Raw genomic sequence first — 24,513 nt, 5'->3', positions numbered from 1 at the left:
CTCTCTGGGGGCTGTGGTGGTGTGAAGGGGCAGGCCCATGGTTCACCCTCCCGCAGGGGGGGTATTGGCCTGCTGGATGGCGGGGCGGCGGAATGTGATGCCGCTGGCCGTGGCGCAGCGCAGCAGCGCATTGGCGCCGGCCAAAGCCGCCAGCACTGTGGCGTAACTGGATGGGGACAGCAGGTCGTGCAGCAGCCCGAGGTTGGGCTCGATGACCTGCATCAGTTCAGCCGTTCCGGCCAAGGCAACCACCACACCATTGAGCAGCATGGTGCGCGATTGCATCCACCATTTGGGAGGCTCAGCGGCCACCTCCACCGACGCGGGCAGCTCCTGTGTCGGCGTCATCACCTGAGCCAACGCTGCGCGCAGAGCGGCCTTGTCCTGGTCGGGCATATTCATGCGCTCCAGGGCACTGGCCAGCGGATCGGGCAGGTGTTTTTCTGGTGGAGTGGCGGCGGTATTCATAGCGGCCCATTTTGGTGGAGGCCGCTAGATGGTTGTTACTCAGATAGGTTTGATAGTTTTATTGCCTATCTTTGAATCCACCCAGCCCGCCCGGCGGGGATGCGAGTCTAATCATTTATTCGTGTCGCCCGTAGTTTTTTGATGTCAAACTCTTTCCAGCGACTACGCATTGCAATATCTTCAATTTTCACTATCTCTAAAATTAATACAAAAACGCTTCGCATAAATTCCGGCTGCCTCTGCCTTTCTTTCCACAACACCTCAATAACACTGTCATGAATTTTTACCGTGGTAATTTCCATGGCGATCTGCATAATATGCGATAGCTGAGGGTTTATTTCATGATTTTGGTTTAATTTATCACAAAAATATTGTGCAAGCGCTTGTAATTTATTTGGCCGCTCCCCCAGAGCCTCTAACGTTTCGGCAGCCGGAAATCGTACGTACATCAATTCACCATTAGTTCCTCCCCATAAAATTTCACCCAAAGGGCCTGCTGGAAACATACGTCTTCTATTCCTAACTTTTTCTCCTCTCACCCCTTTCATATAAGCATCAATTGTGGCATCTCGCCCGCGACTTGCAATACCACAAACACACTGATCAATTAGAGTGCTTTTGGTGTATGGGCGCTTACATGGATCTAGTGCTCGTGCAAAGTGCTGCGTCACAAGAGTTTTTTCGAATGTGCTCATTTTATTTTTCAGATACTTTCGCCCGCCGCCGTATAGGCGTCGGAGCTGTATGGCTTATTACCACATTGCTACTCCCTTGGATGACATGGCCACCGTTAGATTGCCCGCTCATACCGCCTGATGGAACTCCTGCAATAAAAGCCTTGACGCTCAATCGTCCCCTTGCATCCAGCGCCCTATAACCCTCAAGCAGTTCTGCTTCACCATCACGCAGAACAGGGCCGGCAACAGATGGCGTTCCTCGCCTCCCTGTCAGCACATAGAGCACATCGACACCAAGCTCCGCTGCTGCGATGAGGTACGCACCGCCTGGCAGGTTGTCATCGTTCTCAAAGTTGAACTGCGCCTTCTTTGACACCCCACAAGCCTCATAAAACGCTACTTGAGACATCCCAAGGCGTTTTCGCTCTTCGATCAAACGACTTCCAACACTCATCAAAAAAATCCTTGCATAGGGTAGTTAACTACCCCACAATCACACCAACGCCGCACAACGCACACCCAGCGAAGCGGGTTAGCCCTTAGGAGAGAACGCATGCACAAGACACTTTCCCTCTATGCCGCCAAGGTGGTGCTGAGGTACTTGCGGTTACGCGGCCAGGTGGCGGCGTGGGCCAAACACACCGTCAACGGGCCGGCGCCCCTTTACGTGCCAATTTCGACTTCAGAGCGGGAGAAAGCACGTCAAGAACGCCAGCAAGTTGTTGCAGCCGCTCTTGCCACTCTGGCTCGCCCGGCTGGGTCTCAGCCAGTTGGCGAGTCTCCTGAACCAACTGGCCGACGCTGATCACCCCTTCTGCCCCCAGCAGACGAACTAGCAGCGTCAACACACCTTGTAGCGCTGCATGGTCGGTTTCCAGATCACGAATCTGGGCCTGCATCGCATCCAGCGCAGTCACCAGCGCCCGCCGGTCGGCTTCTGTAAAAACGTTTTCCATCTTTCTCCCTTTCGACACAACACCACTTCACACCATTTTGCACCCATGAGCACCGCCACCAAAACCACCCAATGGCTCAAGCCGCCCCAGGCGGCGCGCGCCGAATTTGAGGCCAAGGGCGTCTCCATTTCCGCCTGGGCTGCTGAGCACAAAGTCAGCCGTAGCTTGGTTTACGAAATCCTGGCAGGACGCAAGCCCTGCCACCGGGGCCAAAGCCACCGCATTGCCGTGTTGCTGGGTATGAAGGCCGGCGAGCTGACGCGCAGCGTGTGTGCCGTCAACGCCCCGGCCTACCAACGCCCTGCCACGGCGTCGGGCCGCCAAGCCACGACGTAGCCGCGCCGCTGGCGCCCTGGAAGCCGCGCCTAACCCCCTGATTTATTCGTTATTTTTGGAGCCAATGCCATGAACGACCTCTCCATCCTCAACACCGCGATCCGCCGCGATAGCGCCGGGCGCTACTGCCTGAACGACTTGCACAAGGCGGCAGGCAACAACAACCGGCATCGCCCTTCGCTGTGGCTGGCGAACAAGGCGACGAAAGCACAGCTTGCTGTGCTGGAAAGTGAAGCCCGAATTCCTGCTTTACGTGCAGAAGATGTTTCGCAAGGTGATACCCAAATTTCGGGTGTCACTTTCCAAAGTAAAGCAGGAATTCCTGCTTTACCCATCAGCGACCAACGAGGTGGGCAATACGAGTCACGCGGCACGTTTGTGTGCAAAGAGCTGGTCTACAGCTACGCCATGTGGATCAGCCCCGAGTTCTTCCTCAAGGTGGTGCGCGCCTACGACGCCCTGATGACCGGCAACTACGTCAAGCCACTGACGCAAGCCGAGAAGTATTGGTTCAGCCGCCGCCCGCACTGGCAAGACGTGCGCCGCCTGGTGTTCGACGGCCACACCTACGCCCAGGTGGGGCAGATGCTCAAACGCAGCGCCACCAGCGTGGGCTACGCCATCCGCCGAATGATCGCTGTGGGCCTCATCAACCCGGTGGAGTTCATCCGCCTGCGCTACTTCCCTGAAACCGCCGAGCGCCTGATTGCCGGTAACAAGCAGATGTGCCTGAATTGGGGAGTGGCGCAATGACCCACCCCACCGAACCGATCAACGTCTACAGCGTGCTGTGGCGCGCTCGTGTCAATCGCGTGGACGAACCCCTGGCCCGCACCTTGTGGGCCTTCGCCGAACTGAACGAGAACTTCAGTGCCGAAACCGTCCGGCTGATCCTGCGCCAACGCGCAGCGGCTCAACTGAACGTGCCCGGCTGGGCCCTGCAACTGAGCGACGTGCAAGACGCCCGTGCCATGCACACCCGCCGCGCAGGTGACGGCACAGCGTGGCTGTCTCCCACCCGCTGCTGGCTGGAAGTCGGTACACCCGGCACCCCTTGGGAATTCATCAGCCCGGATCGCGCCCTGTTGTGCTTCACCTCCAACGTGACGCACCAGATGTTCACCGAGCTGCTGCACGACGTGGGGAGGGACGACGCATGAGCCCCGTCTCTGCCTCCTCCGCTCGCATGCCCACCTCGGTGGATAAAACCCTGCGTGCCCTGCAAGCCCTGGCCGGCCACGAAGTGCATGGCCTCTCTCCCGCCGACCTGGCCGAGCGCCTGAAGGTGGCGCCGAGCTGGATCAGCCAAGTGATGCCGGCCCTCGAAGCCGAGCACTGGGTCGAGCGCATCCCTGACACCGGCCGCTGGCGCCTGGGTGTGGCCCCGGTACGCATCGGCCTGACCGCAGCGCAACACCTGCAACGCGCTCGCACCGAGCTGGACAGCCTGACCAGCCGTTACCTGGGGAGCGCGCAATGATGGCCGTCCCTCATCACCCCATGACCCCGACCAGCCGCGCCGCGCTGGTGGTGCTGGCCACCATGGCCTCGGGCGCCAGCCTGACGATGGCCGCTCTGGCGGCCGTCGAACGCGGCAGCACCGCGACGGACAAGGGCCTGCACGTCGTCACCGCTGCGGTGTTGGCCCTGGGCTGCAACCTGCTGCCTGGGCTGGCCCTGCGAGGTTGGCGCATGGCGTGGCTGGTCGCGGGCCTGTGTCTGGTGGCCACGCTCTACAACCAGGCGCACTGGTACGCCAGCGCCGGACACCGGGCGGGCGATGCTCGGGCCACGGCAGAGGTAACGCTCAGCCAATCCGCCCAAGTGGCCCGCGACGAACTGGCCTCATTGGCTGGCACGCCGACCCTGGCTCAGGCGGGCGACGCGCTGGCCAAGGCGCAAGCCAAGGCCGAGCGTGCCCAAGCGGCCCAACGCTTGTGTGACAGCACCACGCCTGGCCGCTGCACCGCTGCTGCCACGGGGGCCAGTGCCGCAGTGGCCCACCTGCGAGCGGCTGAGCAGACGGCGCAACAAGCCCAGCGCGTGGGCGAGCTGCGCCGCCAACTCGCAGCCGACGCCCAAACCGCTGACACGCAACGCCAGCGGGCAGCCACCGACCCGGTGGACGCCCGACTGGCCGAGCTGACGGGGTGGAGCCCCGCCGTCATCGGGTTGGGTGGCTCGCTGCTGCAAGGCGCGCTGCTCGAAGGTGTTGCCGCCCTGCTGTGGGCGGTGGCACTGGCAAGCCCTGCGGCTGCCCCGTCCCGCAATCCCCACGTCTCGACTGATACCCATCCACATCTGCAAGGAGCGCACCGTGAGCACACCCGCATTCCCTCTGCCATCCGGCAGCGTTTCGCCAACGCCTGGCGGCATGTGCGCCAAGCCGTTGGGAGAGATTCCTCTGGGCGCCGCGCAGTTGGCGTTCATCAGCCTGGAGATGTCCAACCGAGTCCCACGGGCCGATCAGCGGTTGGAGTTGAGTCTGTCCACGCTGCTGTGTTTGGCGCTGTCTCACCGGGCGGTGGAGGTGTTTGGCAAGGAGCAGGTGCATTGCCTGGATGTGATGGCGGGCATCACGGTGTTCGCCAACCGCCTGGCCGAGACAGCACTGGAGGGCATGGCCACCACCCTGCGCCTGTTCGACGACGGGGCCGGGAGCGGCGGGGACTCCTTTCTTGAGGCCATGCGCGGCATGCAGCCGCCTTCCGCTCCCCCTTCAACCACTCCCACCCTTGATTGAAAGACCCTGCGATGAGCCGCACCCCTACCCCCCGCAGTGAAACCCGCCTGGTTGAACTCGCCCCCGGCGCCCTGGATGCCGACCGCGCCGCCGCCGACACGCTGGCCGCGTTGCAAGCCGGCACCAGTGCAGAACGTGACTTGCTGAACCAGCTTCTTGGGCAAGCCCAGATGGCGGATGCCATTGCCAAATTTAGCCGAACGGTTCGGCTGACTAAGCTGGCATTCGTCCGAGAAAACAAGCTTTATCAACAACTTGCGGGGAAGCAAATGCCGAACGGTTCGGCATTACGCGGAACTTGGGAGGAGTTTTGCGAGTTGTTGGGTTATTCCAAAGACAAGGTCGATCTCGACTTGCAAAACCTGCAAAGCTTTGGCGAAGAGGCTCTGGAAAGCATGTCCCGCATGGGCATCGGCTACCGGGACATGAAGCAGTACCGCCGCCTGCCCGAAGACGCCAAGACCCTGCTGATCGAGACAGCCAAGACGGGTGACAAAGCCGCCTTCCTCGACCTGGCCGAAGAACTGGTGGAACGACACGCCAAGCAAAAGGCGGATCTCGAAGCCAAGCTGGACGACGCCACGAAGACCCTGCAAGCCAAGGACGCCGTGCTGGCCCAGGTGAGCACCGACCTGAACGCCGCCAAAGAAAAGCTGGCCCGCCCCTGGACGCCCAACCCCGAACTGGGCACCCGCAGCGCCACCGAAGACGCCGCCCTGGAAGAGCTGGCCAAGGCCGCCGACGCCAGCGCCCAAAGCGCCCGCCGCCTGGGCGTGGTGGTGGCTGACATCTGCGCCAACCAGACCAACCAAGCCCTGCGCACCAAAGCCCTGCAAGCCCTGACCTACGTGGTGGTCACGCTGCGCGAAGTGGTGATTGAACACGGCCTGGAAGTGGAAGTGAGCGACGACGCCCTGGGCACCCGCCCCGCCTGGATGAACGCCGCCTGGCAGCAACCCAGTGATGACACCACCGCGTGAGGAGAACCACGATGAGCCTGAACCCCACCACCGTTGACATCCGCTCCCTCAACGAACAACAGCGCCGGGCGCTGCTGGACTGCACCGGCCTGAGCCGCCGGCAATCGGCCTACCGCAACTCATTTGTGGTGCGCAAAGGAGGTGCCGATGCGCAGTTGGCCCAGCAACTGGAAGCCAAGGGCCTGATGTGCTGCAAGCCGTATTTGAACGACCACAGCCTGCTCTACCAAGTGACCCAGGCCGGAATGGATGCAGCGCTGGCCATTGGCGCCCTGAAGCAGGGCCGCGCCTGGGTGCCCTGCCACGTCACCCCCGCCCAAGCCTGACAACCCTCGCCCAAGGAAACGACCATGTTCAAGAACCTGATTTTGTACGCCATCACCGGCACCAACCCTGCCCGGTGCGCCGACCTGATTCCTGCGCTGGTGCGCGAGGAGTTCCGCCCCTGCGAGCCGGCCAAGGAACATTCGGCTGGTTGGGTTGATCCGGCCGACCCGAGCGCGACCCGAGGCGCTTTGGTGCAGCCGTTGTTCTGCCACGGCTGGATGCTGGCCTACAAGACCGAAACCAAGAAGGTGCCCACCCAGGCGCTGAAGGCGCGGGTGGCAGAGATGGCCGAGGCCATCTACAAGGAAACCGGGCGCCGCCCCGGCAAGACGGCTGCCAAGGATTTGGCCGAAGCAGCCAAGTTTGAGCTGTTGCCCCGTGCGTTTGCCCTCCAAGAAACCACGCTGGTGTGGCTGGACACGGACAACGGCTGGCTGGCATTGGACTGCGCCAGCGCCAAGCGCGGCGCGGACATCGTGACGGCGCTGGTGCGGATGATCCCCGGCCTTGTGGTGACGCCAGTGCAGACGCAGGTTTCCCCGGCTGCGGCCATGTCCACCTGGCTGGGCAGCGGTGATGCACCCTGGTCGTTTGGCCTGTGCCTGGGCCGCTCCGCCGAGCTGCACCGTCAGGACGAAACCCGCGCCAAGGTGCGCTACGTCAACCACTCGCTGGTGACGGACGAAGTGCGTGCCCATGTGCGTGAGGGCTACACCGCCAAGCAACTGGCGTTGGAGTGGGATACCCGGATGACCTTTGTGCTCACCGATGCCTGGACGCTGCGGAACGTGGCCCTCACCGATGTGGTGCTGGAAGAGAACAAGACGGCGGGCGGCCCCGGCTGGCCTGACGCCGAGGAGGTTTGGCGCACCGATGCGGTGCTGATGACCGCCGAGCTGCAACGCATGTTGGCCGACTTGATGAACGCCCTGGGCGGCAAGTTGGCGATCGGGCAACCCGCTGCCACCGCCCAGGCGTAACCCCCACACAAGGAGCGGGCACCATGCCTCCGAGCCATCAAATTTCAGCCGATCAAGTGCTGTACCTGCACGAGGTACGCACCCGGCTGGACAAGGCCGCGCACGGCGAGTGCGGCGCCATTGCGGATGAGGCGGCGGCGCAGCTTGGCGTGACGCGCAGCACCATCCACCGCCTACTGGCCGAGCAGCTCGGCCGGGACACGGGGCGCAAGCGCCGCAGCGATGCGGGCAAGCGTGGCGTGACCCACGATGAGCTGATGAAGATCAGCGCGGCGCTGATGGGCACCTTCCGACGCAAAGGCATCAACCGCATGACCGCCGATGACGCGGTGGAGCTGCTGCGCCACGACACGGTGGGGCTCATCAGCACCCAGCTTTCCACCAGCAGGCTGCTGGTGCTGCTGCGCGAAGCCGGGCTGCACCCCGACCAGTTGCGCCTGCCGGAGCCGGCGATTCAGGTGGCCACGGAGCACCCGAACCAGTTCTGGCAAGTGGATGCATCGGTGTGCGTTGTTTATTACCTCAGCAACGCCACCGGGTTGCAGGTGATGGACGAAAAGAAGTTCTACAAGAATAAGCCGGCGAATATCACCCGCGTCCAGGAAGAACGGTTGATTCGGTATACCGCCGCCGATGTGAACTCCCATGATTTCCTGACCCGGTATTACCTGGGCAGTGAATCAGCGGCCAACCTGGGTGAGTTTCTGATCTGGGCGTTTGGTGACAAGGGCGGACGCCACCCGATGCACGGGGTGCCGCTGCATCTGGAGTTCGACCCAGGTGCGGCCAACACCTCGGCGCCGGTGCTCAACCTGTGCGAGCGCCTGAAGTCCAAGGTGCTGGTGCATGAGCGTCACCGCTCACGCTCCAACGGCAGCGTGGAGAAGGCCCACCACCTGGTGGAAATCCACTTCGAGCTGGCCAGCCTGCGCTTTGCCAAAGTGGCCAGCCTGGACGACTTGAACGACAAGGCGCTGCTGTGGAGCCACTGGTACTGCGGCACGAAGAACCACAGCCGCTACGGGCGCCCGCGCCATGCGCAATGGTTGACGATCACCGCTGACCAACTGCGCATCGCTCCCCCGGCGGATGTGATGCGCCGCCTGATGCGGGCGCACCCGATCAAGCGCAAGGTGGACACGAATCTGGAGATCACCTTCGCCTTGCGTGGGGCCGATGGCAAGGTGAGCCGCCACAGCTACCGCGTGCGCCACTTGCCGGGCGTGAAGGCTGGGGACATGGTGCCGGTGGTGGCCGACCCGTACCACCCGCCCAGCGTCGAGGTTGGCTATGTGGACGGCAGCACCGGGCGCCTGGCGTGGATGCCGTTCGAGGCGGTGACGTTCACCAGTGCCGGATACGCCACCGACGCACCGCAGCGCGGCCAGGAACTGCGCGCCGCGCCGCGTGGCTTGCTGGACGTGAACCGGGATGCGGTGGTGCAAACCGCCTACGGCGGCGACACGCTGGACGAAGCCAAGGAACGCCAAGAAAAGGGTGGCCTTGTGTTTGCCGGGCAGGTTGACCCGTTTGCCATGCACAAGGCGGATGCCGCCCAACTGCCCACTTACATGCCCAAGCGCGGGCACCAAGTGGCGGTGGAAGACCGGGCGGTATCCACCCGCCGCCTGACGGTGCCCGAGGCGTGCCAAGAGCTGAAGCGCCGCCTGGGCGAGCGCTACACGCCCCAGGTGTACGGCTGGGTGCAAGCCCGGTTCGGCGCCGACGGCGTGCCCGAAGACCAACTCGAAACCCTGGCCGAGCAACTGGCGCCAAGCGCACCCGCTGCCCAGCCCGTGGCCCCGATGCCGCTGCGTGCGGTGGGAGGTTTGTGATGAGCAAGAGCATCAAAGAAATTACCCGTGCCGTGAAGGCCGCGACCGGTAAAACGCCGGCTGAGCTGCTGCTGGAGCGGTTTGAAGAACAGCAAACTTCGACCCTCAAGACCGACGAAACCACCCCAGAAGAGCGGGCCGCGATTGGTGCTCTGGAGGATGCAATCCGCGCCCTGCCGCGCAGCTTGTTCATTGAAACCAGCGAGCACGAAGGCCGCGCAGCCATCTACAAGCGCACGGGGCCTGGGGAAATGGTGCTGGTGGGAACCGTCTACCGCAAACGCACGTTTTCACAGGTTTGAGGGGTTCAAGTCATGACCCCCAACACCCACCCCCTGCGCCTGCACACCGTGCTGACCGCCTCGCGGTTGAGCCTGCGCCAAGTGGCTGAACCGGCGGGCATTTCACCGGCAGGTTTGTCACAACTGGCGCTGCATGGGCAGTGGCCCAAGCGCCGCGATCAGGCCGAACTGCGCCAGGCCGTCACCCGCTCGCTCGCTGACCTGGGCGTGCCAACCGAGCAGCTTGATCACCTGTTCGAGCCGCTACCGGATGCCACCCAAACCGCCCCCAGCACCACCGACAAGCCCTCTCTGTTGCCCCCGCTGCGCCGCGCCCATCGGGCTGGCACCCACCCCAACACCCGCACCACACCCAACCAGGAAGACACCATGCTGATCGCCAAACAGAGCCTGACCACCGACGCTCGCAAGCACTTCAAGTTGTTCACCGGCCCGTTCGACGACGAGGTGACACAAGACGCTCACCTGTTCGCCAATGCCGAAATCCGGTTCGTGCGCGAAATGGTGTGGCAAGCCGCACTCAACGCCCGCATGTTGGCCCTGGTAGGCGAGAGTGGCTCAGGCAAGACCACCATCCTGGGCGACCTGAAAGAGCGCATCCAGCGCGAGAACAAACTGCTCAAGATCATCGCCCCCAGCGTGGTGGGCATGGCCGACAAAGACACCAAGGGCAAGCCGCTCAAGAGCAGCGACATCCTGGCGGCCATCGTGCTCGACCTCGACCCCAAAGCCACCGTGGCCCAAACCTCCGAGGCGCGCACCCGCCAAGTGTTGAAACTGCTGGAAGAACATCGCAAGGCGGGCTGGGCGCATGTACTGGTTCTGGAAGAGGCGCACGACTCACCCTCCACCACCCTCAACCAGTTCAAGCGTTTGCATGAGCGCATGCGCGTGGGTCGGGCTCCACTGCTGGGCATCCTGATGGTGGGCCACCAGGAGCTGGCCGACAAACTGCAAAAGAACGATGTGCGCGAAGTGCTGCAACGCACCGAGATCGTCGAACTGCGCCCGCTGGGTGTGAAGTCGGGCGACCTGGCCGCCTACATGGCCCACCGCGTCAAAGCCTACTGTGGTCGGGAGTTGGGCGAACTGTTCGAGCTGGACGCTATCGCGGCCCTGGCCACGCGGCTGCAAGGCGACATCTACCCGCTGGCCATCAACAATTTGTCCAACCGGGCGCTGAATCAGGCCGCCGAGCTGGGCGCCCCGGTGGTGACTGCTGACGTGGTGCGGATGGCATGAACACCGCCACCTCCCTGGCCTGGGCTGTGCGCTCCTGGCTGTATCGCCTGGAAGTGGTGTGGCTGCGACACCAACTGGCCACGCTGGCCCGCCGTGAAGCGGTGTACCGCACGCACATCCAGACCGAGCTGAACTACAGCGCAGCACTGCGCATCGAGCTGGCCCAGATGCTGTCCGAGACCACCATCCAGCGCACTCGACTGCGCGCCAGGCTCAGACGCATCTGGCGCGTGTGATCCCCGGCGCCCATGCGCCCCGTTGCCGGTCGGCTACCGGCGAAGTTTCCCTCGACAACAACCGCAACATCATGAGCACGCAACAAACCTCCACCATCCCCGCCGGCTACATGCAAGACCCGCAGGGCCGACTGATCCCCGAAGCCATGGTCGAAGACATCGACAAGCTGCGCGATCAAACGGTGCGCGAAATCGTGGCCGAGTTGAAAGAACTGCAAGCCCTGACCCAAGCCAAAAAACGCAAGACGTTTGATGCCGTTCAGGCGTTCTGCGAGATCAGCGCTGAGAAGTACGAGATCACCTGGGGCGGCAACAAGGGCAATGTGAGCCTGCGCTCGTTCGATGGTCAGTACAAAGTCGAACGGGCCATTCAGGACTGCATCGTGTTTGATGAGCGTCTGCAAGTCGCCAAGAACCTGATCAGCGAATGCATCGACGAGTGGATCGCTGAGGGCGTGCGCCCGGAGCTGGCGGCCATCGCGCAAGACGCCTTCCAGGTGGACAAAGAGGGGCGGGTGTCGGTGGCCAAGGTGTTGAGCCTGCGCCGCTTCAATTTCCCCGACCCGCGCTGGCAACGCGCCATGCATGTCATCGCCGAATGCATCATGGTCACGGGCAGCCGCAGCTACATCCGGGTCTATGAGCGCGTGGGGGCCACGAACAAATACGTGCCCATCGTGTTGGACTGGTCGGCCATTTGATCTGGGGGGCTGTCATGTACACAACATCTGCCCGCTACACCCCGGCGCCCAACTCCAAACGCGCATCTGTGCTGTCGGTACTGCGCCAAGCCGGCAAACCGCTGTACTCCTGCGAGCTGATTGCCCGCATGATTGAGCTTGGTTCCCCCATCAACGTACACCAACTGGCTTGCCTCTTTCGGCCTCTGTTGGCAGCTAAGTTGGTTTACCAAATAGAACCCGAACCAAAATCAGTGTGGGTCGCCGCCGATGCACCAGTTCAAACCCGGCCCGTCTGCCTGCTGACTCATGAGGGCAGCGTGTTGGACAAAGCGCTGACGTTTCTTATGGGGTGCCCTGATCTGACATCGTCATTGGCCCGCATTCACACTGCCATTGGTCATTCACGTCACGATGTCCAACGCGAGTTGACCCGCGCCTGTGCCAAGGGGTGTGCGCTCCATTCGTCCGGTATGTGGCAGTTGGTGCCAGATCGCTGGTTATCGTCCAACGTCAAAACGCGAGCGGCCGCTGCTGCCGTGGCCGCGCCACTGCGGTCGGTTCCCCCCTCCGACTTTCGCTCAACCATGACCCTGGACGAGACCGATGAACCCCCATTCGTGCATCGCGTTATCCCATCTTGGTTCTGGCAAGCCAAGGTGCCGATCCGCGCAGTGCGCAGTGTGTTTCACCTGGGAGGACTGTGATGGCAACCGCAGCCACAGCTACAACCAAGGCCTCAAAGGCCGCGCCGCTGACGCAACTGTTGGGCATTGCACGCACCTGGGCTGATGCGTCGGGCGTGATGACCGAGGCCGAATATCGCCAACGGATGGCGCGCATGTTTGGTGGCCGCACGTCGGCTACCCAACTCACGCGGGCTGAGCAGTACCACCTGCTGACCACGTTGTTTGAGCGTGAGCTGGGGTGGAAGCGCACGGGCAAGGGGGGCACCCCAGCGCCAGGCTCCGGGCGGCGCAAGCTGGAGCGCTCGCCAGCGTCCACAAAAATCCGGGCGCTGTGGCTGTTTTTATACGTGCTGGGCGAAGTGCGTGATTCAAGCGAGCGCGCCTTGGCGCATTACATCAAGCGTCAAGTCGGGGTCGAAGATCTGCACTGGCTCACGTCACAGCAAAAGTCCGACGTGATTGAAGCGCTGAAGTTCTGGGCTGTGCGCCCGATGAGCGCCGATGTTGCCAAGATGCGTGCCGCCTTGGAAAACCCGACGATGCGCCAAGACCCTCCCGCCTACCGTGATGCATTGGTGTTCGCCGAACGTGCGGCTAACAGCGCCAGTTGGGCGCCGTGGTGGCGCGCATGGCAAAGCGCCAGCGCAGCGCTGGGGCGCAAGGTGGATGAGGCGATTGCTAAGCCACTGGCAACGCCCATCCGCAAGGCCAAGCCGATTGAGGTGGCGGCATGACTCGCAAAAAGCCGTATCTGTTCATTGAGAACTTGACGGCCGTGGCAGCCCGAGTACTGACTGATCGCGGTATGGCGCCAGACACTGCTACGACCATTGGGCGAGAAATCGCAGTGGGGATGTGCAACATGTACGCTCGCACTCACCTGTACATCCCCGCAGCCATCGACCTGACCAAGCCTCTCAGCGCACGGAATCGCGCCATTCTCAATGCGTACAGTCAACCAAGCCCTACCGCTCGCCCGTTCTCGTCGCGCCGGGTCGAAGAGCTGGCACAAGAGTACGGTCTGACCGAAACCTACCTGTATGAACTGCTGAGCGACACCATGGACGCAGTGCGCAAAGAGCAAGGATTGCCGCCGATGGATGAACGGCAAGGGCAGTTCCCGTTGTAATGCTCAGGCGGGCAAAGCAAAAGGGCGGCAAAGTTGGCCGCCCTTTTTCATTTTCACCGGCTGAAAGTTATTTCACACACTCCATCCGAGAACTGCCAATTTCATCCGAGGTCATCCGGATTTATCGCGTGCCGTTTGGTGGTTTATCTCATCTCTCTTCATGCTGCTGCAATCGCGCCCGCGTGTGCGGCACATCGGCATGGCGCTCGGCATGGCGGGGCTGGGGCTGGGCGCTGCCCTCGGAATCCCCCCTCTGGATCGTCTGACGCTCACCTTCGACCCCCATTGGTGGACGGTGGTGGATACGCTGGTCGGCTACATCTTGGTTCAACACTGGTCGGCGCTGACGCTGCTCAAGGTCAGTGGCCTGGCGGCCCTGCTGCTGCACAGCGCCACGGCACATCCAGACGCTCGGCTGCGCCGGCTGGCCCGCCACCTGCTGGCGTTGATGGGGCTGATGCTCGGCTTGTGGATCGGGGCTTGCTTGACACAGAACGTCCTGGGCGTGCAGCTCCAACTGTGGCGGGTGCTGTGGCTGTGCCAGTTGTTGGCCCCCGCGCTGTGGTTGAGCAGTTTGCCCGCTTGGCGCACCTGGGATCGGGTGAATGGGGCGGCTGTGCTCTTGGTGATGAGTGGCATGCTGGCGCAGCACGTGGCCACCGCTTGGCTGGTGTGGGCCGGTGTGGCATTGAGTTGGCCCCAGGTTCAGGCGTCAGCCCGCCACATCCCCATGGCCCGGCGTTTGCTGCCCCTGGCTGCTGTGGCTTTGGCCATCATGGCTTGGCTGCCCCACATCCCAGCTTGGTTCACCCGTCGCGCCGCGCTGCCTGTGCCACCGATGGTCGAACCCACCTGGGTGGCCCTGGCGCAGACCTCCGCCCTGACACTGGCCTTGACGCTGGTGTTGGCCCTGCCGCTGTGGTGGCCCCGTGCGCGGACGCTGTGGGCACTGCCTCTGCTGGGTTGCACCCTGCCGTTGTGGGTCGGCGGCCACGTGGTGTGGCACCAATTCGAACAGGCCCGCCCGGCATGGCGCGAAGCCCATCAACTGCGCCGAATCATTCCTGAGGGCGCCGTGGTGCAGTGGATCGGCCAAACCCATCAAACGTGGTTTGACTTGCATCGCGCCCAGTACATCGCTGCCATTCAGGGGCCGAACGGATTGTTTGTCCGAGACGCTGCCCTGCTGTTTGAGCAACGGATGCGCAGCTTTGTCCAGTCTGGCCTGATTGGCGCCCCTCTGGACTTGCCCCAAGCACCGACGCCAGAGGAACGCGTCGCCATACTCTACGCCCTGCGCTCCCAACTGGAAGCGCCCAACGATTTCAACCCCAGTGACATCCACCTGCGCACGGCCTGCAAAGACCGTGCGCTGGATTTCATTTTGGTGTCACTGTACGCCCCCGCCCCGGGGGCAGATCATCACGTGCAGGACGACGATCAGGGGCGCTGGGTGTCGGTGTACGCCTGCGCCCGTCACCGGGCGCAAGCCGACTGATCAGCAGCGCTCGAAGATCGCCGCGATGCCTTGGCCGCCGCCGATGCACATCGTCACCAGGGCGTAACGGCCACCGATGCGCTGCAATTCATACAGCGCCTTGGTGGTGATCACCGCGCCCGTGGCACCGATCGGGTGGCCCAGCGAGATGCCCGAACCGTTCGGGTTGACCTTGGCCGGATCCAAACCCAGCTCCTTCACCACGGCGCAAGCTTGGGCGGCAAAGGCTTCGTTGGACTCGATCACGTCCATGTCCGCCACCGTCAGGCCAGCGCGCTTGAGGGCCGCACGCGAAGCGCTCACCGGGCCAATGCCCATGATGGTCGGCTCCACACCGGTGTGGGCGTAAGCCACCAAACGGCCCAGCGGCTTGAGGTTGCCACTCTTGACCGCTTCACCAGAAGCCAGCACCACAGCGCCAGCGCCGTCGTTCAAACCGGACGCGTTGCCAGCGGTGACGGAACCATCCTTCTTGAAGGCCGGCTTCATTTTGGCCAGCGATTCCACGGTGGTGCTCGCCTTGACGTGCTCGTCGGTGTCGAACAGCGTGGTGCCCTTGCGGGTGACGATTTCCACCGGAACGATCTGCTCCTTGAAGCGGCCTTCGGCGATGGCCGCGCTGGCGCGGCGGTGGCTTTCGGCGGCCAGCGCGTCTTGGTCTTCCCGGCTGATACCGAATTGGGCCGCCACGTTTTCAGCGGTGATGCCCATGTGGATCTTGTGGAACGGGTCGTGCAGTGCGCCGGTCATCAGATCGAGCATCTGGGCGTCGCCCATGCGCGAGCCCCAACGCTGGGTCGGCATGAGGTAGCCGCCACGGCTCATGGCCTCGGCGCCCGCGCCCACGGCCAGTTCACAATCTCCCAACAAAATGGCTTGCGATGCAGAGATGATGGCCTGCAAGCCCGAGCCGCACAGGCGGTTGACGTTGAAAGCCGGGGTTTCCTTGGGAATGCCCGCGTTGACGGCAGCCACGCGGCTCAGGTAGGCGTCACGCGGCTCGGTCACCACCACGGTGCCCATGGCGAGGTGTCCGATGCTGTCTGCCGGGGCACCGCTGCGGGCGATGGCGGTCTTGACGGCCAAGGTGGCCAGATCGGCCAAAGGGATGTCTTTCAGGGTGCCGCCGTAGGTGCCAATGGCGGTACGGGCTGCGCCAACCACAAAAACTTCGCGAGATACGCTCATGAGGGGGGTCTCCAAAAATGGCCCGGAGGAACAGGCCAATTCTCCTAGGCTATGTGAAACGCATTGCTGCGGGCTGACGCTGCGCCCCCAGGGATTCCCGTAGCCACGGCTTCCCTAAGAAGGTTGGCCGATTATTCAGGGCTTTGGATTTATACAAGGGCAAGATTCTTTACCATTGATTACATGATTTCTATGCAAGGCGTCCCCTCGGTTCTGATCGCCAAGAACCAATCCTGGGTACGGCAGCAGGCGCAAGCGCTGGCGCGACGGTTGCCGGCCAACGTCGAGCGGGCCGACCTGATTCAAGCTGGCCTGATTGCTGTGGCACAGGCCGCCGTCACCTTCCGATGGCCGGAGGATCGGGACAGCCCTGCTGCGCACGAGGAGTTTGTCCGCTACGCCCGCATGCGGGTCAAAGGCGCCATGCTGGACGAGCTGCGGCAAATGGACTTTCTCTCACGCGGCGATCGGCGCAAGCTCAAAGCCCTTGACATCGCCCGAGACCGTTTCCGCGCCACCCACGGCCGCGAGCCCGGATTGGCCGAACTGGCCGAGTTGACACAACTGTCCACGCAGCACATCAGCGACTTGCTGCGCGCCGAACAGCTCGGTCGTCAGCACCTGCAACAAGCGGGCACCGAGGACGATGACATCGCACGCACCCACCTTCACACCCCCGTCACCGAGCAAGACGAGGTCGAAGCCCGGGTGGACACCGCCATCGTGCTGCGCCGGCTGGAGCGCTTTTTTACCGAATTGCCGGAACGTGATCGGCTGGTGATCGATGCTTACCTGGGCGTCGGCCTGAGTCCGACCGAACTGGCGCGCTCGCTGAATGTGACACCGTCGCGGGTGTCACAGATTTATCACGCGGTGGTGCAGCGGGCGGCCAGCCACATTCAGACGCCGGAACCCGCCGGCACGGAGGCTCCCACCCAGCGCGCCACCGATCGCCTCGGACGCTCCCTCGACGAACTGGTGGCCCTGCGCGAACAAGCCTTGCGCCAAGGCGAACAAGGCGCATGGGGTGAGCTCATCGAACACGTGCTCAGCGCCCCGGAAGCCCCCCAGGAAAGCGAACCGAACGACGCACAAACAGGCATCATTCAAGTCAGTGCCTCCACCCGATGGGGCTGAACAAGCCCCATCTGCACGGACAGGCCGACACGCCAGGCAGGCTGCCGGCAGAATCGCCTCCTCACATCAAGGCTTCTGATGAAATCTGCTCTGTTTGTTGATTTTGATAACGTTCATTCCGGGCTGCGCAAGCTGGACCCGGCCATCGCTGAGCGGTTTGCCCGCCAACCCATGCGTTGGGTTGAGTGGCTACTCCAAACCCTCGAACTGCCCGATCACGCACAAACCAACGCCCGACGGCGCTTGCTGGTGCGCCGCGTCTACCTGAACCCGCAAGTTTTTCAAACATTCCGGGCCAGTTTCAACCATGCTGGCTTCGAGATCATCGACTGCCCGGCCATGACCCATCAAGGCAAAACCAGCACCGACATTCACATGGTGCTGGACATGGTCGATCTGCTCCAGCACCAAGTCCACTACGACGAGTTCATCGTTTTTTCTGCCGATGCGGACTTCACACCGGTGCTGCGCAAATTGCGGCGCTGGGATCGGCGCACCACGGTGTTGGCGGTGGGTTTCCCCTCGGCGGCCTACCGCGCTTCGGCGGATTTGCTGATCGACCCGGATGCGTTCGTGCGCGATGCGCTGGGCTTTGCCGACGTGGAAGACCCCAACGCCATCCATCCTGCCCCCATCTCAGCCCCCACGCCTGCGATGGTGGCTCCGTCAGTTGCCATCGGAGAGCCAACCGAGCCCTTCTTCACCGCTACGGACGCAGCAGCGCCGCCCCCTCCAGGTTTTGACGTGGCGGAAATCACCGAACGCTTGCGCAACGAAGTGGCCCGCTCGGATTGGGCCGTGCCTTGCGCACGGCTGGCTTCCAAACTGATGGCCGACTACCCGGGCATCTCGCCGGAGTGGTGCGGCCACCATGGTTTCCGCCGCTTCATGGAGTCGCTCGATCTGGCGCCCTATGTGCTGGACTGGAGTGGTTCAGGCGGCCATTTGTTCGACCCCGATCGCCACAGCCTGCGCCCCCTGGTGTTCTCGCCCGTGGTGCCCGACAGCGGCTGGGGCCTGGATCGTCCCACCATGGCCATGATTCGCTTGGTGCATGACACCACGGGCGTGCCCTTGCTGTCCCCGCGTGACTTCCGGGGCTTGCTCGATGCCGTGGTGGCCGATGCAGCCGAACATCCCTTCCAATTGAGCGAAACCGGCAAACGGGTGCGCGACCGCTGCCGCGAAGCCGGGTTGTCCGTGAGCCGCGAGGACGTGAACTGGGTGCTGCGCGGCCTGCTGCTGTGTGGCCACGAGTTCGGCAAGGGCGAAGACGATGTGCCGACCTTGTCCTACCGTCTGGTGGGCAACCTCATCAACCTGTGCCGCCGCGAGCAAATGGTGATGGACGAAGGCACACCGGCCATGCTGCAACGTTGGGTCAGCGGCAAACTCGGAACCAACCCCAGCGAATAAGGCCACAGCCATGGGGTGGTGGACGGCCAAACTCTTTGCCCGCGTGCAAGCCGCTGGGTTCTATGAGGATCTGCACCGACGGGCCGTTCAATTGCTGCCCCCGAGTGATGGCCGTCACGTCTGGGTGGACATGGGCTGCGGGCCCGGTTTGGTGACCCGCTTGGCCGCCGCCCACGGCTACCACGCCACCGGGGTGGACATCGATCCGGCCATGATCCGCCAAGCCCGTCGTTCGGTGGCGGGTTTTGTGCCGCAGGGCGGGCCTGCGGTGGAATTCATGCAAGGCGGCTTGGACATGCTGGGGCGCTTGATGTACGCCGATGTGGTCTCCGCCGCATCGCTGCTGGCGGTGCTGCCGGATCGGCCAGCGGCGCTTTATCAACTCCTCACCAGCTTGGGCCCGGACGGGGCGCTGCTGCTCATCGAACCAGACGCCAGTTTCACGCTCGGCAACGCCGCTGCTTACCGCCAGCGCTATCGCTTGGGCACCGATGCTTGGGTGATGTGGCTGTGGGCGGCCACACGTCGCCCGTGGCGGGCGGTGCAACTCGCCGATGTCACGGTCGAAGGTTGGATCACCACGCGCCACCCCCTACTCGATGGGATGGTCAATGCGTGGATCTTGCGGCGGGCTTGAGCCCCAGCGTTTCGTCACTTCCTGTTACGCTGCGCGCTCATGACGTTCCTGGCCATAGACATCGGCAATACGCGCCTGAAATGGGCGCATTACGCCAGCCCACAACCCGGGGCCGCCGTGCTGGCGCACGGCGCCGTTTTCCTTGAAACCATCGACGAACTGGCCGAACAAGACTGGCGTCACCTGAGCGCCCCGAGCAGCGTGCTCGGATGCGTGGTGGCCGGCGAAGCCGTGCGCCGCCGCGTCGAGCAGCAGTTGGAGCTGTGGGACGTGGAGCCGCGTTGGGTCGTGTCCACCGCGCACGAAGCCGGCGTGACCAACGGCTACGACCATCCGATGCGCTTGGGCTCGGATCGCTGGGTGGCGCTGATCGGCGCACGCGGCCATGTGCTGGCCCGTGGCCCAGCGCGACCGGTGCTGGTGGTGATGATTGGCACGGCGGTCACCGTCGATGCCATCGACCGGGACGGGCGTTTCCTCGGCGGGCTGATCCTGCCCGGCCACGGCATCATGCTGCGCGCGCTGGAAAACGGCACGGCGGGTCTGCGCGTGCCGACCGGCGAAGTCGTGCCCTTCCCCGCCAACACGTCGGACGCGCTGACCAGTGGCGGCACCTACGCCATCACGGGTGCGATCGAGCGCATGCGCCGCCACTTGGCCACGCGCAGCGGCGGCGAATCCCCGCTGGTGCTGATGACGGGCGGGGCCGGCTGGAAAGTCGCGCCCTATCTGGACATGGAACACGAGCTGGTCGAAACGCTGATTTTTGACGGGCTGTTGCGCATCCAGTCCCACCGGTTGGCGTTCTGAGGGCGGGGAACTGCGCGGCAGCGTCCCCCCGGTGACAGAACGGGTTTGCGGGTCTGGCGAGGATCGGGCTTCCCCCTGTCCGACCCAGAATCGAGCCGACCATGTTGCAACCCCTCGCTCCCTTGCGTTATCCCCTGGAAGATCGCCTGCCCGCCACGGGGGAGGTGCTGACCGTCGCGCCCGGCGTGCTGTGGTTGCGCATGATGTTGCCCTTCGCTCTGGACCACATCAACCTGTGGCTGATCGAGGACGTTTCCGACACCGGCCAACCGGGTTGGGCGGTGGTGGATGCGGGCATCGCCCTGCCCGCCGTGCAGCAAGCCTGGGAACAGGTGTTCGCCCATCCGGCGCTGCGGGGCTGGCCGATTTTGCGGGTGATCGTCACCCACATGCACCCGGATCATCTGGGGTTGGCCGATTGGCTGTGCCGCCGCTGGAGCACCCCGACGCAGGCGTGCCGGCTGTGGATCAGCGCCACCGATTGGCTCACCGCCCGCTTGGCACGGCTGGAGCGCACCGGCTACGGCGGGGAACGCACCGCCGCATTTTTCGCCCAGCACGGCATTCAGGACGAAGCCCTGCTGCACGCCCTGCGCACCGACCCGAATGGCTACACGCGCATGGTGCCCGCTGTGCCGGAAAGCTTCCGCCGCTTGGCGGATGGGCTGACGCTGCGCATCGGCGCGCACGATTGGCAATGCATCGTCGGGCGGGGCCACGCGCCTGAACACATCTCGCTGCACTGCGCGGCGCTGGACGTGTTGATTTCGGGCGACATGGTGTTGCCGCGCATTTCGAGCAATGTCAGCGTCACCGATCTGGAGCCGGAGGCGGACGCGCTGCGCGGGTACCTCGATTCCCTCGACACCCTGCGCACCCGCGTGCCCGACAGCGCCTGGGTGCTGCCCTCCCACGGGCTGCCGTTCACCGGGTTGCACGGGCGCATCGCCGAGCTGCACGCCCATCATGCCGAGCGCTTGGACGACGTCCGCCAAGCCTGCGCCCAACGTCCGCACAGCGCCGCCGAGTTGCTCGACGTGCTGTTCAAGCGCCCGCTGGACGCCTACCAGCTCCGCTTTGCGTTGCCGGAGGCGGTGGCGCATGTCAACTGGTTATGGCTGGCCGGCGAATTGCGCCCGCTGCGAGGCGAAGATGGCGTACAACGCTTCACCCTCGTGACCTCGCCCTGACCATGCTTCCACCGACCGCTGCTCTCCGACCGCTGCGTCGCGGCCTGCTGACCGCATTGATCGCCACCCTGTCCGGGGTCGGCCACGCCGCCCCCGCTGACACCGCCCGCACCGCCGCTTGGTTCGACGCGCACCAACAGCGTCCGACCCTGGTGCGCCAATTCGTGCAGCGCCTGCCCAAAGGGGCGGACTTGCACTCCCACCTCAGCGGGGCGGTGTACGCCGAAAGTTACCTGGCGTGGGCCGCTGCGGCGGGCTACTGCGCCCAACTCAGCCCCCGCGATCTGATCAAACCGCCCTGCGACACGTCCCCCGGCGTGGTGCGGGTGAGCGATTTGTCGGCGGCGGATCGGGCGGCGCTGGTGGATCGCATGTCCACGCGCAACCTGGCGTTTGCGGGGCGTTCGGGCCACGATCAGTTTTTTGACAGCTTCCGCATCTTCGGCAAAGCGGGCGAAGCACCCGATGCCAACGTGAACATGCTGATCGAGGTGACCGAGCGGGCCGCCAGCCAGCACATTCAGCATCTGGAGCTGATGACCACCTTGCAGGGCAAACCGGTGCGCGAGCTGGGCACCCGCTTGGCCCAAGCCGCCAGCCCCGCCGCGCTGACTTGGCAAGACGACACCGAACTGCAACGCCACCGCGCCTGGCTGCTGGACAACGGAATGCGCGACCAGCTCCCGCTGGGGCGTCAAGCGCTGGATCAGTTGGACGCGGCTTACGCCCAGCGCCAAGCCTGTGGCCAAGCTCAACCGCAAGCCGGCTGCGCGGTGAGTGTGCGGTGGTTGCAGCAAACGACGCGCACGGGCCCGCCTGAGCAGGTGTTTGCGCAACTGGTGTACGCCTTCGAAATCGCGGCGACCGATGCGCGGGTGGTTGGCATCAACCTGGTGGCGCCGGAAGACGATGCGGTGGCCTTGCGCGACTATTCGCTGCACATGCGCATGATCGGTTTCTTAGGGCGGCAACACCCGCAGGTGCGCATCGCCTTGCATGCCGGAGAGTTGACGCTGGGCCTGGTGCCACCGGAAGCCTTGCGCTTTCACATCCGCGAAGCCGTGGAGGTGGCGGGGGCGCACCGCATCGGCCATGCGGTGGCGTTGGGCTACGAAAACGATGCCGCTGGCCTGCTGCAACGCATGAAGGCCCGCGACGTTGCCGCCGAGATTTGTTTGACGAGCAACGATGTGATCCTCGGCATCAAAGGCGCGGATCATCCCTTGCCGGATTACCTGGCGGCAGGCGTGCCCGTGGTGCTGGCGTCGGACGATGAAGGGGTTTCGCGCATCGATTTGAGCCACGAATACCAGCGTGCTGCCCAAGGTTATGGGCTGGGTTATCGCCAGCTCAAGCAGCTCTCGCGCAACAGCCTGAGTTACAGCTTCTTGCCGGGGGAGAGCCTGTGGCGGGACGCGGCCCAAGCCCGCCCCGCCCTGGCCTGCGCCGGTGACACGCTGGGGGCGCCGCGCCCGTCGGCCCGCTGCCAAACCTTTTTGCAAGGCAGCGCCAAGGCGCAACGGCAATGGGCGCTGGAAGGCGAGTTCAACACCTTTGAGACGCTGCCCGCCTGGCGCCTCAAGGATGGGCCGCGATCACCTGGGCCACGCTCGCGGTGAGGCGCTCGGCGTAGTCCAGATGCAGGAACTCGTTCGGGCCGTGGGCGTTGCTTTTCGGCCCGAGCACGCCGCACACCATCATTTGCGCCTGCGGGAAGCCTTGTTGCAGCAGGTTCATGAGCGGGATGGTGCCGCCTTGGCCGATGTAACCCAGCGGCGCGCCGAAATGCTGGCGTGAGGCGGCATCCATCGCCCGTTCCAGCCACGGTGCCAGCGTGGGCGCGTTCCAACCGGACGCACCCCAAGCGCCCACCCGACCATCCGGCTCGAAGGTGACGCGGGCGTTGTAAGGCGCGTTGTCCTCCAGCAAGGTTTTCAGCTTCACGGCGGCTTCGTGGCCTTCGATCAGCGGGGGCAGGCGCAAACTCAGCTTGAACGCGGTGAACGGGCGCAGCACGTTGCCGGCTTGCGCCAGGGGCGGAATGCCATCCACCCCGGTGATGCTGAGGGTCGGGCGCCAGGTGCGGTTGAGCAGCAGTTCGACCGGATCGTCACTCACCGGCAGGGTCAGCCCACCATCGGCACCACAGGCCCAGGGGTAATTTTTCCAGACCGATTCGCCCAACGCCTGCGCGGCCACTTTCGCTTGGTCGATCCGCTCGACCGGAATTTCGCAATGGAACGCACCGGGCAACAGATGGCCGCTGCGCGCATCCTCCAGCCGATCCAGCACTTGGCGCAGCACGCGGAAGCTGGACGGCACCAAGCCACTGCCGTCGCCCGAATGCACGCCCTCGGTGAGCACCTCGACCTTGAGTGTGCCGGTGACGTTGCCGCGCAAGCTGGTGGTGAGCCACAACTGGTCGTAGTTGCCAGCGCCGGAATCCAGGCACACCACGAGGCTGACTTCGCCCAGACGGGGCCGCAGCGCCTCCAAGTAGATCGGCAGATCGAACGAGCCGGATTCTTCGCAGGTTTCGATCAACCCGACGATGCGCGGGTGCAGCGCCCCTTGCGCCTTGACGGCTTCAATGGCACTGACAGCGGCGTAGATGGCGTAACCATCGTCGGCGCCGCCTCGGCCATAGAGTTTGCCGGCGTCGATTTTGGGCGTCCACGGGCCGAGATCGGCGCGCCAGCCGCTGAACTCGGGTTGTTTGTCGAGGTGGCCGTAGATGAGGATGGTGGGCGCTTGCGCGCCGGTGGGCACGCTTTGGGTGGCTTCCACCTCAAAAAACAGCACGGGGGTGCGACTTTCGAGGCGCAAGACTTCCAGCGTCAGGCCCGGTACTTTGCGGGATTCGACCCAGGTGGCCGCATCGCGCACCACGCGGTCGATGAGGCCGTGGGCTTGCCAGTCCGCATCGAACATCGGGCTTTTGGCGGGGATGGCGATGTAGTCCACCAGCGCGGGGGTGATGCGCTCGCGCCAGGCTTGGGCGATGAAGGGGTTGAGGGTGGCGGCGTGGAGGGGGAGATCGAGGGGGGCGTTCATGGC

29 protein-coding genes are annotated in these 24,513 nt (G+C 64.0%); 23 read left to right on the top strand and 6 right to left on the bottom strand.

The window, feature by feature from the left end; all coding sequences use genetic code 11:
• Window positions 1-42: 42 nt before the first annotated feature.
• The 4 genes from VITFI_RS07580 to VITFI_RS07570 form a co-directional block, all read right to left on the bottom strand.
• Entirely contained in the window at window positions 43-468 is a 426-nt protein-coding gene (locus tag VITFI_RS07580; RefSeq protein ID WP_157725497.1) for a hypothetical protein, read from the bottom strand.
• A 107-nt stretch (window positions 469-575) separates the two neighbouring features.
• The gene (locus tag VITFI_RS17875) at window positions 576-1,163 is read right to left on the bottom strand and encodes a hypothetical protein (RefSeq protein ID WP_157725498.1); all 588 of its coding nucleotides are present in this window, start codon (window positions 1,161-1,163) and stop codon (window positions 576-578) included.
• 1 nt (window position 1,164) lies between these two features.
• Window positions 1,165-1,599 (bottom strand): helix-turn-helix domain-containing protein, encoded by a 435-nt coding sequence (locus VITFI_RS17870; RefSeq protein ID WP_157725499.1) that lies wholly within the window; start codon window positions 1,597-1,599, stop codon window positions 1,165-1,167.
• Between the two features lie 190 nt (window positions 1,600-1,789).
• A complete protein-coding gene (locus VITFI_RS07570) occupies window positions 1,790-2,101 on the bottom strand; it encodes a hypothetical protein (RefSeq protein WP_089415356.1) in 312 nt (103 codons plus the stop codon).
• A 45-nt stretch (window positions 2,102-2,146) separates the two neighbouring features.
• On the opposite strand from VITFI_RS07570, the gene VITFI_RS07565 reads away from it, so the two are divergent.
• From VITFI_RS07565 to VITFI_RS07485, 17 genes are all read left to right on the top strand, one after another.
• Window positions 2,147-2,437, top strand: a complete 291-nt coding sequence (locus VITFI_RS07565) for a DNA-binding protein (RefSeq protein ID WP_089415357.1) — start codon at window positions 2,147-2,149, stop codon at window positions 2,435-2,437.
• Between the two features lie 69 nt (window positions 2,438-2,506).
• Complete coding sequence (locus VITFI_RS07560; RefSeq protein ID WP_089415358.1) at window positions 2,507-3,190, top strand: KilA-N domain-containing protein; 684 nt, start codon at window positions 2,507-2,509, stop codon at window positions 3,188-3,190.
• A complete protein-coding gene (locus VITFI_RS07555; protein ID WP_089415359.1) occupies window positions 3,187-3,597 on the top strand; it encodes a hypothetical protein in 411 nt (136 codons plus the stop codon). The genes VITFI_RS07560 and VITFI_RS07555 overlap by 4 nt, the downstream gene beginning before the upstream one ends.
• Entirely contained in the window at window positions 3,594-3,917 is a 324-nt protein-coding gene (locus VITFI_RS07550) for an IclR family transcriptional regulator (protein WP_198301549.1), read from the top strand. The genes VITFI_RS07555 and VITFI_RS07550 overlap by 4 nt, the downstream gene beginning before the upstream one ends.
• Complete coding sequence (locus tag VITFI_RS07545) at window positions 3,914-5,119, top strand: hypothetical protein (RefSeq protein ID WP_157725500.1); 1,206 nt, start codon at window positions 3,914-3,916, stop codon at window positions 5,117-5,119. Before VITFI_RS07550 ends, VITFI_RS07545 begins: the two co-directional genes overlap by 4 nt.
• Window positions 5,120-5,191: 72 nt before the next feature.
• Window positions 5,192-6,160, top strand: coding sequence for a hypothetical protein (locus VITFI_RS07540; RefSeq protein ID WP_089415362.1), 969 nt, complete (start codon window positions 5,192-5,194; stop codon window positions 6,158-6,160).
• Window positions 6,161-6,171: 11 nt separating this feature from the next.
• Window positions 6,172-6,486, top strand: coding sequence for a hypothetical protein (locus VITFI_RS07535; RefSeq protein ID WP_089415250.1), 315 nt, complete (start codon window positions 6,172-6,174; stop codon window positions 6,484-6,486).
• A 24-nt stretch (window positions 6,487-6,510) separates the two neighbouring features.
• Window positions 6,511-7,467 carry a recombination-associated protein RdgC gene (locus VITFI_RS07530; RefSeq protein WP_089415251.1) on the top strand — a complete coding sequence of 319 codons (957 nt, stop codon included), beginning with the start codon at window positions 6,511-6,513 and terminating at the stop codon, window positions 7,465-7,467.
• A 23-nt stretch (window positions 7,468-7,490) separates the two neighbouring features.
• Window positions 7,491-9,302 (top strand): DDE-type integrase/transposase/recombinase, encoded by a 1,812-nt coding sequence (locus tag VITFI_RS07525; protein ID WP_089415252.1) that lies wholly within the window; start codon window positions 7,491-7,493, stop codon window positions 9,300-9,302.
• Window positions 9,302-9,604, top strand: coding sequence for a hypothetical protein (locus tag VITFI_RS07520; RefSeq protein WP_089415253.1), 303 nt, complete (start codon window positions 9,302-9,304; stop codon window positions 9,602-9,604). Before VITFI_RS07525 ends, VITFI_RS07520 begins: the two co-directional genes overlap by 1 nt.
• Before the next feature lie 12 nt (window positions 9,605-9,616).
• Complete coding sequence (locus VITFI_RS07515) at window positions 9,617-10,846, top strand: ExeA family protein (protein WP_089415254.1); 1,230 nt, start codon at window positions 9,617-9,619, stop codon at window positions 10,844-10,846.
• Window positions 10,843-11,082, top strand: coding sequence for a hypothetical protein (locus tag VITFI_RS07510; RefSeq protein WP_089415255.1), 240 nt, complete (start codon window positions 10,843-10,845; stop codon window positions 11,080-11,082). The genes VITFI_RS07515 and VITFI_RS07510 overlap by 4 nt, the downstream gene beginning before the upstream one ends.
• Before the next feature lie 71 nt (window positions 11,083-11,153).
• On the top strand, window positions 11,154-11,783 hold the full coding sequence (locus VITFI_RS07505) for a DUF3164 family protein (RefSeq protein WP_089417880.1): 630 nt from the start codon (window positions 11,154-11,156) through the stop codon (window positions 11,781-11,783).
• Window positions 11,784-11,797: 14 nt separating this feature from the next.
• Window positions 11,798-12,469, top strand: a complete 672-nt coding sequence (locus VITFI_RS07500; RefSeq protein WP_089415256.1) for a hypothetical protein — start codon at window positions 11,798-11,800, stop codon at window positions 12,467-12,469.
• Window positions 12,469-13,185, top strand: coding sequence for a regulatory protein GemA (locus VITFI_RS07495; protein ID WP_089415257.1), 717 nt, complete (start codon window positions 12,469-12,471; stop codon window positions 13,183-13,185). The genes VITFI_RS07500 and VITFI_RS07495 overlap by 1 nt, the downstream gene beginning before the upstream one ends.
• A complete protein-coding gene (locus VITFI_RS07490; RefSeq protein WP_089415258.1) occupies window positions 13,182-13,580 on the top strand; it encodes a Mor transcription activator family protein in 399 nt (132 codons plus the stop codon). Before VITFI_RS07495 ends, VITFI_RS07490 begins: the two co-directional genes overlap by 4 nt.
• A 160-nt stretch (window positions 13,581-13,740) precedes the next feature.
• Window positions 13,741-15,078, top strand: coding sequence for a hypothetical protein (locus tag VITFI_RS07485; RefSeq protein WP_089416448.1), 1,338 nt, complete (start codon window positions 13,741-13,743; stop codon window positions 15,076-15,078).
• Here VITFI_RS07485 and VITFI_RS07480 read toward each other — a convergent pair whose 3' ends face one another.
• Complete coding sequence (locus tag VITFI_RS07480) at window positions 15,079-16,266, bottom strand: acetyl-CoA C-acyltransferase family protein (protein WP_089416447.1); 1,188 nt, start codon at window positions 16,264-16,266, stop codon at window positions 15,079-15,081. It lies immediately after the preceding gene.
• 192 nt (window positions 16,267-16,458) lie between these two features.
• Here VITFI_RS07480 and VITFI_RS07475 point away from each other — a divergent pair, with 192 nt between their 5' ends.
• The 6 genes from VITFI_RS07475 to VITFI_RS07450 all read left to right on the top strand — a co-directional run bounded on the left by VITFI_RS07475 (window position 16,459) and on the right by VITFI_RS07450 (window position 23,075).
• A complete protein-coding gene (locus VITFI_RS07475; RefSeq protein WP_198301672.1) occupies window positions 16,459-17,403 on the top strand; it encodes a sigma-70 family RNA polymerase sigma factor in 945 nt (314 codons plus the stop codon).
• Window positions 17,404-17,481: 78 nt separating this feature from the next.
• The gene (locus VITFI_RS07470; RefSeq protein ID WP_089416445.1) at window positions 17,482-18,819 is read left to right on the top strand and encodes an NYN domain-containing protein; all 1,338 of its coding nucleotides are present in this window, start codon (window positions 17,482-17,484) and stop codon (window positions 18,817-18,819) included.
• A 10-nt stretch (window positions 18,820-18,829) separates the two neighbouring features.
• A complete protein-coding gene (locus VITFI_RS07465; protein WP_089416444.1) occupies window positions 18,830-19,456 on the top strand; it encodes a class I SAM-dependent methyltransferase in 627 nt (208 codons plus the stop codon).
• 39 nt (window positions 19,457-19,495) lie between these two features.
• Window positions 19,496-20,266: a type III pantothenate kinase gene (locus VITFI_RS07460; RefSeq protein ID WP_089416443.1), complete on the top strand. Its 771-nt coding sequence runs from the start codon at window positions 19,496-19,498 to the stop codon at window positions 20,264-20,266.
• Window positions 20,267-20,367: 101 nt separating this feature from the next.
• Window positions 20,368-21,456 carry an MBL fold metallo-hydrolase gene (locus VITFI_RS07455; RefSeq protein ID WP_089416442.1) on the top strand — a complete coding sequence of 363 codons (1,089 nt, stop codon included), beginning with the start codon at window positions 20,368-20,370 and terminating at the stop codon, window positions 21,454-21,456.
• A gap of 2 nt (window positions 21,457-21,458) precedes the next feature.
• Window positions 21,459-23,075 carry an adenosine deaminase family protein gene (locus VITFI_RS07450; protein ID WP_157725598.1) on the top strand — a complete coding sequence of 539 codons (1,617 nt, stop codon included), beginning with the start codon at window positions 21,459-21,461 and terminating at the stop codon, window positions 23,073-23,075.
• Here the strand turns inward: VITFI_RS07450 and VITFI_RS07445 are convergent.
• On the bottom strand, window positions 23,035-24,510 hold the full coding sequence (locus tag VITFI_RS07445; RefSeq protein WP_089418030.1) for a M20 family metallopeptidase: 1,476 nt from the start codon (window positions 24,508-24,510) through the stop codon (window positions 23,035-23,037). The two genes, VITFI_RS07450 and VITFI_RS07445, sit on opposite strands and share 41 nt — an antisense overlap.
• Between the last annotated feature and the right edge of the window lie 3 nt (window positions 24,511-24,513).

The organism is Vitreoscilla filiformis, from assembly GCF_002222655.1.
GTDB lineage: Bacteria > Pseudomonadota > Gammaproteobacteria > Burkholderiales > Burkholderiaceae_C > Ideonella > Ideonella filiformis.
Note: the sequence above shows the minus strand (reverse complement) of the source record. Positions and strands in the feature narration are given on the sequence as shown.